Raw genomic sequence first — 13,005 nt, forward strand, 5'->3', positions numbered from 1 at the left:
TTCCAAGTCACCCCACCACCAAGCAGGCACGCACATTTTCTTGCGTGGCGCTGCCCTGAAAGGCCGCTGATATACGGCCCGAGCCGTGAGCCGCTGAGTCGCTTCGTGGCGACCTGGGCAGCCAGTCCCGAAGGCCAGCCGCGTAGTGACTAAGAACGGTGGCCAACGCATACCGAGAACCAAGTCCAGCATCTGGCAGCCAGAGAAACGACAAACGCCCAAAGGCGGGATTCGCTTTTAACCAAACGACCTTGAAGGCGTGGGTGGTGGGGCCGGATTGGCTGCCCTTCTGGACGAGGTGGAGGGCGGGAGTCCCGACGCCAACGTCCAGCGGGGCAGACGAGCCGGCCCCACCACCCGCGACTGGCAAAAGAACACCACGCCGTCACGCAAAACGCGACTTGCTCAACAGCACTTAAAAGCCACGAGCAAGAACGCGAACGGCTGAAAAAATCCCTTTGAATCAGTCCTTGAACTGCATTCGATACAGCGACGCATACAAGCCATCCAGCGCCAACAGTTCAGCATGGCTACCGTGCTCCACGATCCGCCCCGCATCCAACACCACGATCCGATCTGCATTCAACACCGTCGACAGCCGATGCGCGATCACCAGCGTCGTGCGGCCCGCCATCAGCTTCTCCAACGACGATTGGACCTGCCGCTCCGACTCATTGTCCAACGCCGACGTCGCCTCATCCAAAATCAATACTGGCGCATTCTTGATCAACGCACGCGCAATCGCCAAACGCTGACGCTGGCCACCCGACAAGCGCGCCGCATTCTCGCCAACCTTGCTATCCATCCCCTGCGGCAAACCATCCACAAACTCCCGCAGATTCGCCGCCGCCAGAGCCTCATAAATCTCCTCACGACTAGGCGTCCGATTCGACCCATACCCCACGTTCGCCGCAATGGTGTCATCGAACAACACCACGTCCTGGCTCACCAAGGAAATGTTGCTGCGCAAGCTGGCCAGCGTCACATCATGGATCTCCATGTCGTCAACCAGAATGCGGCCTGAATCCGGTTCAACGAAACGCGGCAACATCGACACCAACGTGGTCTTTCCACTGCCGGAACGACCAATGAACGCCACGGTCTGGCCCGGCTCCACCGTGAACGACACGCCGTGCAAGGTAGGCTGATCGGCACCCGGATAACGGTGCACGACATCCTGATAAACGATGCGGCCGCGCACCTCAGCCGGCAGTGACTGCTTGCCGTTGTCGGCTTCGATCACTTCATCGATCAGCTGGAACACGCTTTCGGCGGCAACCAGCATGCGCTGCTTGGGGCCGGTCATGTTGGCCAGACGCTTCAGCGGGTCCAGCAACTGCAGCATGGCGGTGACAAACGCGGCAAAGCCACCGATGGTGATCTGATTGCCGCTGGACTGATCGAGCGCCATCCACACCACAATCGCCAAAGACAAGGCAGCCACAGTCTGGGTCAGCGGCACTGCTGCCGCGCCGGCCACCGTGTTGCGGATCGCGAAACGGCGCAGACGGTTGTTCACGTGCAGGAAACGGTCGTTCTCGCTCTCGTAGCCGCCAAACAGCTTGATCACGCGCTGACCGTCGATACCTTCGCTGACGATGCGCGTCAGTTCTGCGTTCATGGTCAGGGTTTCGCGGTTGATGCGGCGCAGGCGGCGCGATACGACACGAGTGATCAAGGTTGATGCCGGGATCAGCACCAGCACGATCAATGTCATCTTCCATGACAGATAGAACAGCACGCAGACCAGCGCGGTGGCGATCATGGTTTCGCGCACCAGGGTCGTGAAGACCTCGGTAGCGTATTGCATGACGGTGCTGGCATCGACCACGAAGCGATTCAGCAGCGCTGATGAGCCCATGCGCTTGAAATAGGTGTCGGGCAATCGCAGCATGCGGTCGAACATGTCACGACGCATGTCAGCCAGCACGCCGTTGGCAATCCACGACATCAAATAGTCGCTGCCGAAGGACAGCAGGCCACGGAACACGAAGATGGCGATGATCGCCAGCGGCGCGATCCACAAATAGTCGCTGCGGCCTTCGACAAATCCCTTGTCCAGCAAGGGTTTCATGGCAAGGGCAAGCAGCGGTTGCGTGGCAGCCACACCCAGCAGACAGCAGGTGGCCGCGATCAGCGCGGGCCAGCGGCTGAGCAGGCGGGTGTAGACACGCTTCCACAGTTGGCGATTGATCGGCTGGGAGGTCGACGATGGGTTCACAGGGGCGTTCTGCTTCAAACGAGGCTTGATGTCGGGCGTGGGCAAGGCGTCGGACGAGCACCCTTTGAACTGGAATTCAAAACCGACATTCAGAACAGGGACTCGACGACAGGCATCGCTCATCAGTGCCTGACACAAGCTTTGGACGGAATCGAAGCGCTGCTTCGACGGTGACGAGGCCCCTGGTGACGGGCCTACGTGAATGCTTCTTACGTCCGGTGAGCGCGCGCTGGCGCACAACATCCTACAATCCGGGCTCGCCATTGTACGCGGCGCAGTTCGGACACCTCCGAACCGGGCGTCGCGACCGGCTTCCCTCTTACGCTGGTTCCGTCGATTTCTATGCCTTCATCGGTCTACGTCAGACTGCCCAACTGGGTGGGCGACGCCTGCATGTGCCTGCCTGCGCTCGCGCTGTTGCAGGACGCCGGCCTGCCCCTGGTGCTTTGCGGCAAACCCTGGGCCCGCGATTTGTTCGCCGGGCTGGCTCCTGCCGCCGTGCTGCCGGTCGGCCAGGGCTTTCGCGCCGATCTGAAACATCTGCGCTCGCGGCCGACGCGGGGCACGCGCGGTCTGCTGTTCACCAATTCGTTTTCCAGCGCCTTGACGATGGGGCTGGCGCACGTCCCGGCAGCCGGGTTCCGGGGCGATGGACGTAGCCTGTTGTTGCGCTGGCCGGTGAGCCGACCCGCCCTCACCCACGAGGTGGAGTTCTTCTATTACCTGGCGCGCCAGGCGCTGGCCCGGTGGGGGGCGGATATCTCGGCCTTCCCCGAATCGCCACCGCCACGCCTGCACTTGCCGCTGACTACCGGCAACTACGGTGCCGCTACCCAGGCGCTGACGCTGGCAGGCATCGATGGACCGATTGTGCTGCTGTCTCCGACCGCCACCGGGCTGCATCACGGTCAGCCCAAGGCCTGGCCGCATTTCGAGGCATTGGCGCGTGCATTGAACGCAGCCGGCCACTGCACCGTCATCTGCCCGCCGCCCAATGAAATGGCGATTGCACAGGCAGCCGTGCCGTCCGCAAAGGTATTGCCGTCATTGCCGCTGGGCGGGTTTGCCGCCTTGGCGCAGCGCGCATCCCTGGTCATCTGCAACGATTCTGGCACCTCACACCTGGCGGCGTCGGTGGGTGCACGCCAGATCACCTTGTTCGGCGTAACGCGGCGCGAGCGTACTGGCCCTTGGTCGCCCGACGCGGTCTGCCTGGGCTCGCATGATGCGTGGCCCGATGTCGTCACCGTGGTCGAGCAGGCCATGCAAATGCTGGCGATGCCCGCCCCTGCGGAACAGGCATCGGCATCATGAGCAAGCGTCCGGCCCCCTTACCGGGTAGCGTGCTGGTGATCGCCCTGCGTTACATCGGCGATGTGCTGTTGACCACGCCGCTGGCGCACGCGCTGAAACAGCGCGACCCCAGCTGTCAGGTCGACATGCTGGTGTTCGAGGGTACCCAAGGCATCTTGCAGAACAACCCCGATCTGCGCGAAGTCATCACCGTTGCCCAACGGCCCGATAGGGACGCGCAGATCGCGCTGATCAAACGGCTGTGGCGGCGTTACGACCTGGTGCTGGTCACGCTGCCAGGCGACCGCCCTCACTTATATGGATGGGCAGCATCGCGCAATCGACTGGGTTTTGTGCCGGCCAGCGCTGGCCAGGCCTGGTGGAAGCGCTTGTTGCTGAAAAAATCGCTGGTGCTCGACAGCGTGATGCACCGGGTTGCCGAGGGCGAACGCCTGGGTCAGTTGATGGATCTGGTCGATGTGCGCACGGTAGTGCCGCCCACCGCACGCATGCAGCCGGCAGACTGGGCCGAGCGCTTGCGCCCGCACAGCCCGGCCGGACAGGATTTCGATCCTGCCCAGGCTTACGCCATCGTCCACCCGTCCCCGCGCTGGCGCTACAAGCAATGGCATGTCGAGGGCTGGCATGCGCTGATGAACGATCTGGTGGCGCGCGGCATGCGCATCGTGCTCAGCGGCGGGCCGGGCCAGGAAGAATCCGCCTATCTGGACCAGCTGACAGCCGCACTGCCCGCGCACGCGAAAGATGCCATCATCCGTGTGCAAGGCGTGTTGAGCCTGGGCGAACTGGCCGACTTGATGCACGGCGCGGCAATCTACATCGGGCCGGACACGGCAACGACTCACCTGGCTGCTGCCTGTAATACGCCAACGGTTGCGCTGTACGGGCCGACCGATCCGCGCGTCTGGGGTCCCTGGCCTGCCACGGGGCTGGATGTCGACTGGCAGAAAGCACAGGCGGAACAACATCGCGGCAAGGTCATTCTGATTCAGAATCCTTCCCTGCCCTGCATGCCGTGCCAGCAAGAAGGTTGCGAACGGCATCGCGGCAGCAGAAGTGACTGTCTGGACACGCTTCCGGCCAGTGAAGTGTTGGACGCGGTGCAGCGGTTGATGCACGTATCTGCCGGGAAGCACGCATGAAGATCGGAATTTCCTGCCATGGCTTCGGCCACGGCGGCGGCATCGAGCGCTACACCATGGACCTGGTCAACGGCCTGCATGCCCTGGGCATCCGGCCGGTTGTGTTCGCCAAATCCTTCGACACCAGCATCCCGGAATATGCCTGGATCGAGCCGGTGCGCATCAGCGTGCGCGGTTGGCCGGGCAAGCTGCGTGACCACGTGTTTTCGCATCGCCTGCAAAAGCTGAAGCGGCTGCACAACGTTGACTTGCTGATTGCCTGCAATCGCACCACGGTGTCGGATATTGCGATTTGCGGTGGCACGCATATCGGTCATATTCTCAACCGCAAAAAACCTGCGGGTTTCTGGGATCGTCGGCAGATCAACCTGGAACGTCAACACTATGCGCATGCCAGCGTGGTGGTTGCACACGCCGAATTGATGGCGGCGGAACTGCGCGAGCATTACCAGGTCGAGGATTCGCGCATTCATGTGCTGTATCCGCCGATTGATGCCCAGCGTTTTTCACCGGTCGATGCCGACGAGCGATTGCGTCTGCGCACAGCACTTGGGCTGCCGACCGATCGCGTGGTGTTCCTGTTCCCGTCGTCCAGCCATGTGCGCAAAGGACTGCCGCAACTGGCCGCCTACTTTGCACAAAGTACGCAACCGATTCTGCTGGCGGTGCTGGGACGCCCGGTCGACCAGACTTGGCCGAACGTGCAATACCTGGGCTATCACCCAGATATTGAAAACGCCTACCGCGCGGCGGACTACGCCATCCTGGCATCGCGCTACGAGCCCTTCGGGTTGGTCGGCCCCGAAGCCGTGTTGTGCGGCACCCCTGCCGTGCTGGCAAGCAATGTGGGCTGCACCGAGGTGCTTTCCGCCGACGCGGTCATGCGCTTCGAGCTGGATGATCCGGCATCGCTTGCCGCCTGCATTGGCGACGCCGTCGCCCGGGTGCAGCGCGGTGACGGTCGACTGACAGACCCGCGCAGCCACCTTTCCTATGATCCCGACATGGCTGCCCACGCACGCGCCATCTTGTCTACCGCGGGCGCTTGCCCGACGGTTCAAGCCTGAAGAAGAGTCTGTCCTGCATGCAAGTTCGATTACCCACTCGCCGCTCGGTCGACGCCCTTACCGGGTGGAGCGCAGCCATTGCCGTATGCCTGCTGCCCGCACTGACCTTGACGATTCGCGGCAGCGCCAATCGGATTCTGCTGGTTCTGTTGCTATGTGCGGCCATTGCAGCCGTCGTCAGCCACCGCACGCCTGACGCCCGCTTCGGTGCCTTGGCACGACGCTATTGGGCCTTGTATGCCGCCATGACCTCGCTCCTGGTGGCGGCGGCCGTCAGCACCCTCGCCTGGGGGGAGCGCGATATGTCGGTGCTGGACACACCTACCCGGGTAGCCGTGTTCGGCCTGGTGTTCTTCGCCGTGATGGGTGCACCTCGCAAGTTGCTGAAGCAGTTCCAATGGGGCTGCGTCATCGGTGCGATCGCTGCGGCGCTGATGCTGGCGGTGGCGCTGCAGGCCAATGGTGGCGAACGGCCCTTGCAGGTCGGCTTCACCAACCTGCTGGCCTTCAGCAACATCGCCTTGTTGCTTGGCCTGTTCTCGTTCCTGTCGATCAGCTGGTCCAACTGGCAGAGCAATGCCGGCAAGCTGTGCGTGCTGGTGAAGATCGGCGCAGGCACGGCTGGCCTGCTGGCGTCGTATGCCTCGGGTTCGCGGGGTGGATGGCTGGCCTTGCCGGTGATGGCACTGGTGTTGCTGGTGCAATATCGCGGGTCATGGCGCATCAAGGTGCTTGCCCTGCTGCTGGTCGTGACGGCTGTGCTTTCTGCGTATCACTTCAATCCGAAAGTGCAGATGCGCACCGCTGCCGCCCATACCGAGATCACGGAATATCTCGACGGGAAAAATCTGGATTCCTCGGTGGGCACTCGCCTGCAGTTGTGGAACGCAGCCTGGCTGACCTTCACCCAACATCCGCTGATAGGCGTCAGCCGGCAGAACTACAAGCAGACCATGTCGGAGCTGGCGCAGCGCGGTGTGCTGACACCCACTGCTGCCGCTTTCGGCCATTCTCACAATGAATTGATGTTCAACCTGGCGACGCTGGGCCTGCTGGGCGTGGCCAGCATGCTGTCGATCTGGCTGGTGCCGGCGGTGGTGTTTGCGTCGGCGGCGCGCAGCATGAACCCGGACAAGCGCATTGCCGGCACGATGGGCTTGTTTCTTACCCTTGGGTTCATGGTGTTCGGACTGACCGAGGTGATGTTCACGGTGTCCATGGTGGCGGCGTTCTATACCGTGGTGGCGGCTACGCTGCTGGCCATTATCGTGAAGGCGGATGAGGATGGCCGGGGCAAGTGGGATAACGCGGCGGCGTGAGCGGAAGTGGTGCCGCGCCAGTCGGTTAGAGATGCCGCGCGATTGGTTTTAAAGCCGCACCAGTTGGTTTGACATCTCCACTGGGCATCACACGCAACGAATGTGCGCTTGCCGGATCAAGCGCTTTTCAGCGATGCATGTCCTGCTGACACACCCGTCTGCACACCACTGATACCCCGCTCCGCCATCCGGCGCTTGCTGTCGATCAGCGCTTCCAGCCGAGCCACGTTCTCGGTCAGACGCGACCGGTCATTCTCTGCATGCCAAAGGTGGAATACACCCGTCGCAAAGCGCCCTTCCTTGCGCTGCACACCGGCATGCATCAGCCGGATGACCAAGTCGGAATCTTCCATTCCCCAGCCCTCGAACGCTTCGTCAAAGCCGTCCACCGCAAGCAGATCGTCTCGCCACACCGCCAGATTGCAGGTCTTGGCCCCTTCCCAGCGCTGCGGATAACGCTTGCGCCACGCCGCATGCAACGGCCGAGGCCATAAGGGCAGCAGGCGATTCAAGCCGCCTTTGAAGCGCTGGCGCAGCAGTTCGACCGGTCGCCACAAGGGCGATGCATCACCGGCTTGCAGCAATGCCTGTGTGTACTGCGAAGACAGCAGCACCCGGTTGCCCGCCACCAGCCAGCCGCGCTCGGCAAGTGCCGCGTGGCGAGCCGCGAAACTGGGGCGCAAGACACAATCCCCATCGACAAACACCACATAGTCGGACCGGCTTCGCACAATGGCCCGATTGCGGATCGCGGCTGCCCGGAAGCCCTCATCGGGATGCCAGACGTGTTCGATGCGCACCTTCGTATGCTTGCGCGCTTCCTCGATTACCGCCGCCGTTGACGCCCCGGAACCGTCGTCGGCCACCAGGATTTCGTCAAACGGGTGCGTCTGGGCCAGTGCAGATTGCAGCACCACAGCCAAGGCATCCGGCCGGTTGTAGGTCGTCACGACCAGGGCCAGGCTAGGTGTCTTGTTCATTTCTGCGGCTTCTCGGCATCCTGCGCAAGCAGGCGCTTCACGTAGCGGTAGTACGTGCCTTCCGCATTGGACACCGCCAGCATGAAGCCGTAGCGACCATCCAGAAACCCGGCCTTGATCACATAGGTGCGGAAAAATGCCCACAGCCCGTGCGTGATCGCGCTGGTCAACGACACCCGTTTGCCCCGCTCGCCCATGGCTTGCGCGCCGGCGGTGGAATAGCGGTTGACCTTGTCCAGCACCGTTTCCAGATCGCGGAAGCTGTAATGGATCAGCGACTGTTGCAAGCGGCCGATGCGCGCTTCTGGCACGACGGGAATCAGGCGCTCGTGTACCCGATGATCGGTGAAGTTTGCCTCGCCCCGTCGGAACAGGCGCAGCACTGGGTCGGGCCACCAGCCAGCGTGACGCATGAAGTGCCCGCAATAGGACGACAGGCGCGGCAGTTCGTACAAGGCGGGCGCGTTGTCGTCCGTGTTTGCCTGCTCGATGGTGCGGCGAATTTCTTCGGCCAGCGGTTCAGGCACGCGTTCATCGGCGTCAATCGACAACACCCAATCGCCGGTCGCAAGTGCCAATGCGCGGTTCTTCTGTGCGCCGAAACCGGGCCAGTCACGGGTGGGCACCACGTGCGCACCGAAGGCACGCGCGCGCACCACCGTGTCATCGGAACTGCCTGAATCAACCACGATCCACTCATCGGCAAATCGCAGGCTGGCCAGGCAGTCGCTGATGTTGGCCGATTCATTGTGCGTGATCAGAATCACGGACAGTCGCGGCCGCGATCCAGGCGCGGGCATCACACCAGCACCCTCAGTCGTCGTGCTCAATATGTCAGCTCCACGCCGTCGGGCTGCACCCACTTGCCCAGCTGCTGAATCAGCGTGTCGGACAAACGCACCCGCCACGATTCATCAAGCCTGACCACGCAGCGCGCATCGCCACGCGAATAGCGGATTTCGACCGGCGTACCGGGCAAGCCGTTTTCAGGTTCTGCACGGAACGGATTAAGCATCTGCCGCAGGCGATCAGCATCTGCATTGCCATTCAAGGTAATGCGCAGCGCACGTGCATTGGCCTCGCGCGCCAACTGCAGATCGAACAGATTTTCGGCCACGATCCGCGTGCCGCCCGAATATTCATCGTTGCTGACCTTGCCATGCACCACCAGCAACTGGTCTTCGCGCAGCTTGCTGCGATGCTGCTCGAACAGCTCGTTGAAGATCGAGATTTCCACCTGTGCCGTGCCGTCGTCCAGCACCGCAAACAGCATTTTTCCGCGACGGGTCATCTGCACCCGCACCGCCGTCAGCACGCCTGCCAGCCATTGCAATTCGCGGTTGGGCTGCATCTTGTTCAGCGGTGTGCGCACGAAGCGACGAACCTCATCGCGATACGAATCGAACAGGTGGCCGCTGAAGAAATAACCCAGCGCGAGCTTTTCCTGGGTCAATTGTTCACGCATGTCCCAGGGGTCGACCTTGACCAGCTCACCGGTCAGATCGTCATGGTCGTCGCCACCGAAGAGCGACACTTGGCTGGCGGCACGTGCCGCCTGTTCGGCACCTTCCATCGCCAGCGGCACAGATGCCAGCATGGCCGCGCGATTCGGTTCGATGGTGTCGAAAGCACCTGCCTTGATCAGGGCTTCGATGGTGCGACGGTTCACGCTCTGCTTGCTGACGCGACGGCAGAAATCGAACAGGCTCTTGAACGCGCCACCTTCCTTGCGGGCACGCAGAATGTCTTCCACTGCGCCTTGGCCCGTGCCTTTCACTGCACCCAGACCGTAACGCATGGTGCGCGGCGGCAGGCCCTTCTTGGTGTGCACGTCGGCAACCGGCTCGAAGCGGTAGCCCGAATAGTTCACATCGGGCGGCAAGACCTCGACGCCGTTTTCCTGCGCATCACGGCAGAACACCTGCACCTTGTCGGTGGCGTCCATATCGGACGACATGGTGGCGGCCAGGAACTCGGCCGGGTGATGGGCCTTCAGCCACGCGGTCTGGTAGGAAATCAGGGCGTAAGCGGCCGAGTGCGACTTGTTGAAGCCGTAGCCTGCGAACTTTTCCATCAGGTCGAACAGGTTCACCGCCAGCTTCGGGTCGTGGCCCTTTTGCTTGGCACCCTCTTCGAACATCACCCGCTGCTTGGCCATTTCCTCGGGCTTTTTCTTGCCCATGGCGCGGCGCAGCAAGTCGGCACCGCCCAGCGAATAGCCGCCGATGATCTGCGAGATCAGCATCACCTGCTCTTGGTAGACGATGACCCCATAGGTGCTCTTCAGCGTGCTTTCCAGGTCGGGGTGGAAATAATCCACCGATGCACGACCGTGCTTGCGATTCACGAAGTCGTCCACCATGCCCGATTCCAGCGGGCCGGGACGATACAGCGCAAGCATTGCGATGATGTCTTCGAAAGTATTCGGGCGCAGCTTCTTCAGCAGTTCCTTCATGCCGCGCGATTCGAGCTGGAATACCGAAGTGGTGTTGCCCTCGCTCAGCAGCTTGTAGACGGCCGGGTCGTCGAGCGACAAGGCCATCACATCGAAGTCGCGCTTGTTCTCGTTGAACTGGCGCACGTAGCGCACGGCCCAATCCAGAATCGTCAGATTTCGCAGACCCAAGAAGTCGAACTTCACCAGGCCGACGGCTTCCACATCGTCCTTGTCGAACTGCGACACCGCGCTGTTTTCCTGCCCCGGCTGGCAATACAGCGGGCAGAAATCAGTAAGCTTGCCCGGGGCGATCAACACACCGCCTGCGTGCATGCCGATGTTTCGGGTCAGGCCTTCCAGCGGCTTGGCCAGGTCAACCAGCGAGCGAACTTCCTCTTCCTGCTCGTAGCGTTCCTTGAAGGCCGGCTCGTCCTTCAGTGTGCGTTCCAGCGTCCACGGGTCCATGGGATTGAACGGGATCAGCTTGGACAAGCCGTCGCAGAACAAGTAAGGCATGTCCAGCACACGACCGGCGTCACGCACCACGGCCTTGGCACCCAAGGTACCGAAGGTGGCGATCTGGCTCACGGCCTGGCGACCGTACTTTTCCTTCACGTAGTCGATGACGCGTTCGCGGTTGTCCTGGCAGAAGTCGATGTCAAAGTCAGGCATCGAGACGCGTTCGGGATTCAGGAATCGCTCGAACAGCAAGTCATAACGGATCGGGTCCAGGTCGGTAATGCCCAGCGCATAGGCCACCAGCGAGCCTGCACCCGAGCCCCGGCCCGGCCCCACCGGTACGCCGTTGTTCTTGCCCCAGTTGATGAAGTCCTGAACGATCAGGAAGTAACCGGGGAAGCCCATCTGGATGATGGTCTTGCATTCCCAGCGCAGGCGTTCGTAATACTGCGCGCGCTTCGATTCCCGTTCCGCTTCGTCGGGGAACAGGAAGGCCATGCGCTTTTCCAGCCCTTCTTCCGACAGCTGGATCAGGAAGTCGTCCAGCGACACGCCATCGGGGGTCGGGAAGTCAGGCAACTGCGGCTTGCCCAGCACCAGGCTCAGATTGCAGCGCTGCGCAATCTGCACAGTATTGGCCAGCGCCGAGGGAATGTCGGCGAACTTGCGCTGCATGTCTTCAGACGTCAGCAGGTATTGTTCTTGGGTGAAGCGGCGCACGCGCTTCGGATTGCCCAGTTGCTCGCCCTCGGAAATGCAGGTGCGGGCCTCGTGCGCCATGAAGCCGTCTTGCTCCAGGAACTGGATGGGGTGCGTGGCGACCACGGGCAGTTGCGCCTGCACCGCCAGATGCAACGCGGCCTGCACGTAGCGTTCGTCACCATCGTGGCCCGCGCGCTGCAACTCTATATAGAAGGCCCCGGGAAAACGTGCCGACCAGACACGCGCAGCGGCGAGCGCAGCCGGCACATTGCCGTCTTCCAGCGCACGCCCCACTTCACCATTACGACCGCCGGACAGCACGATCAAACCCTCGCCCAGTTCCGCGAACCATTCGGGCAAGACCTCTGCGCGGCCCCGTTCCTGGTTGCGCAGGAAGGCGCGGCTGAGCAGTTCGCACAGGTTCAGGTAACCCTGGTGCGTACGCGCCAGCAGCAGCAGCCGATACGGTTTGGCGAGATCGTTCTCGTTGGTCACCCAGACATCGCAGCCGGCAATCGGCTTGACGCCCTTGCCGCGCGCCGCGTTGTAGAACTTGACCAGACCGAACAGGTTGGACAGGTCCGTCAGGGCGACGGCGGGCTGGCCCATCTCGGCCACCCGGCTGACCAGGTCGTCAATACGCACCGTGCCGTCGACAACCGAGAACTCGGAGTGGACGCGCAGGTGAACGAAGGGGGAGTTTTGCGCTACGGAAGACATCCGGCCATTTTAAACCGCGCGGCTGACTTTCGGCCGATACCTAGACAAAGCCTGCCAAAAGGCAGCGCGCGGCTGGATTCAGCGCGACAGGACAGCCATCGGACAGAAAAGGTTCAAATTATTTGCTGAAAGAAAAAAGCCCGTCATTCCTTTGGAATGACGGGCTCATTGTCATCAAGCGCATGCTGCGCCTGATGACACAAACATCGTGTCCAGAACGTGTTCAGCCTTCCAGCTCACCAACCTGAACGTTGCCTGCGATTCGCGCCTTGAGCGCCTCGGCAGCCACCTGCGCCCGGCTCAGTTGGCTGGTCACGGCAGCGTGCTGACCGTACTCGACATCCTCGCCCACTTCACCCATTGCACCAGCACGGCGGGCTGCTTGCAGTTCCGACACGACTTGCGCGCGGGTCTTCACGCTTTGCGCCTGTTCACGAATCTGGTCGGCGGGATTGGAGATTTCATCGGCGTAGGCGGACGAAGCAAACAAGGCAGCAACCAGGGCGACGGGGAACAGAACTTTCATGACAACTCCAGAAGTTATTAGGGGGCTTGCAGCGCTGCGGGGCAATCTGATTTGCGGCCGCGTCTGTGCATGGGCTGCATTGTGAGCGCGCCAATAACGGGGTTTGCGCCACGCAATT

The 13,005-nt window shown here is 62.0% G+C and carries 9 protein-coding genes; 4 read left to right on the plus strand and 5 right to left on the minus strand.

The window, feature by feature from the left end; translation table 11 throughout:
* Positions 1-463: 463 nt before the first annotated feature.
* Positions 464-2,344: a lipid A export permease/ATP-binding protein MsbA gene (msbA, locus tag FXN63_RS17585; RefSeq protein ID WP_148816494.1), complete on the minus strand. Its 1,881-nt coding sequence runs from the start codon at positions 2,342-2,344 to the stop codon at positions 464-466.
* Between the two features lie 213 nt (positions 2,345-2,557).
* Between msbA and FXN63_RS17590 the strand changes: the two genes are divergently transcribed.
* Genes FXN63_RS17590 through FXN63_RS17605 form a run of 4 tightly spaced genes read left to right on the plus strand, consistent with a single transcriptional unit; the run spans position 2,558 to position 7,063 of the window.
* Entirely contained in the window at positions 2,558-3,535 is a 978-nt protein-coding gene (locus tag FXN63_RS17590) for a glycosyltransferase family 9 protein (RefSeq protein ID WP_148816495.1), read from the plus strand.
* Positions 3,532-4,677, plus strand: coding sequence for a glycosyltransferase family 9 protein (locus FXN63_RS17595; protein WP_148816496.1), 1,146 nt, complete (start codon positions 3,532-3,534; stop codon positions 4,675-4,677). Before FXN63_RS17590 ends, FXN63_RS17595 begins: the two co-directional genes overlap by 4 nt.
* Positions 4,674-5,744 (plus strand): glycosyltransferase family 4 protein, encoded by a 1,071-nt coding sequence (locus FXN63_RS17600; RefSeq protein WP_148816497.1) that lies wholly within the window; start codon positions 4,674-4,676, stop codon positions 5,742-5,744. Before FXN63_RS17595 ends, FXN63_RS17600 begins: the two co-directional genes overlap by 4 nt.
* A 17-nt stretch (positions 5,745-5,761) precedes the next feature.
* Positions 5,762-7,063: an O-antigen ligase family protein gene (locus FXN63_RS17605; RefSeq protein ID WP_148816498.1), complete on the plus strand. Its 1,302-nt coding sequence runs from the start codon at positions 5,762-5,764 to the stop codon at positions 7,061-7,063.
* A gap of 116 nt (positions 7,064-7,179) precedes the next feature.
* Here FXN63_RS17605 and FXN63_RS17610 read toward each other — a convergent pair whose 3' ends face one another.
* The 4 genes from FXN63_RS17610 to FXN63_RS17625 form a co-directional block, all read right to left on the minus strand.
* Positions 7,180-8,043, minus strand: a complete 864-nt coding sequence (locus FXN63_RS17610) for a glycosyltransferase family 2 protein (protein WP_148816499.1) — start codon at positions 8,041-8,043, stop codon at positions 7,180-7,182.
* Positions 8,040-8,843: a glycosyltransferase family 2 protein gene (locus FXN63_RS17615; RefSeq protein WP_148819506.1), complete on the minus strand. Its 804-nt coding sequence runs from the start codon at positions 8,841-8,843 to the stop codon at positions 8,040-8,042. Before FXN63_RS17615 ends, FXN63_RS17610 begins: the two co-directional genes overlap by 4 nt.
* Positions 8,844-8,869: 26 nt before the next feature.
* Entirely contained in the window at positions 8,870-12,361 is a 3,492-nt protein-coding gene (dnaE, locus tag FXN63_RS17620) for a DNA polymerase III subunit alpha (RefSeq protein ID WP_148816500.1), read from the minus strand.
* Between the two features lie 223 nt (positions 12,362-12,584).
* Complete coding sequence (locus FXN63_RS17625) at positions 12,585-12,887, minus strand: DUF4148 domain-containing protein (protein WP_187394934.1); 303 nt, start codon at positions 12,885-12,887, stop codon at positions 12,585-12,587.
* Positions 12,888-13,005 lie beyond the last annotated feature (118 nt).

It is taken from the genome of Pigmentiphaga aceris (assembly GCF_008119665.1).
GTDB lineage: Bacteria > Pseudomonadota > Gammaproteobacteria > Burkholderiales > Burkholderiaceae_B > Pigmentiphaga > Pigmentiphaga aceris.

Coding starts and splice junctions, on each gene's coding strand:
- msbA (WP_148816494.1), bottom strand. CDS start 2,344: ATGAGCGATGCCTGTCGTCGAGTCCCTGTTCTGAATGTCGGTTTTGAA.
- FXN63_RS17595 (WP_148816496.1), top strand. CDS start 3,532: ATGAGCAAGCGTCCGGCCCCCTTACCGGGTAGCGTGCTGGTGATCGCC.
- FXN63_RS17600 (WP_148816497.1), top strand. CDS start 4,674: ATGAAGATCGGAATTTCCTGCCATGGCTTCGGCCACGGCGGCGGCATC.
- FXN63_RS17605 (WP_148816498.1), top strand. CDS start 5,762: ATGCAAGTTCGATTACCCACTCGCCGCTCGGTCGACGCCCTTACCGGG.
- FXN63_RS17610 (WP_148816499.1), bottom strand. CDS start 8,043: ATGAACAAGACACCTAGCCTGGCCCTGGTCGTGACGACCTACAACCGG.
- FXN63_RS17615 (WP_148819506.1), bottom strand. CDS start 8,843: ATGCCCGCGCCTGGATCGCGGCCGCGACTGTCCGTGATTCTGATCACG.
- dnaE (WP_148816500.1), bottom strand. CDS start 12,361: ATGTCTTCCGTAGCGCAAAACTCCCCCTTCGTTCACCTGCGCGTCCAC.
- FXN63_RS17625 (WP_187394934.1), bottom strand. CDS start 12,887: ATGAAAGTTCTGTTCCCCGTCGCCCTGGTTGCTGCCTTGTTTGCTTCG.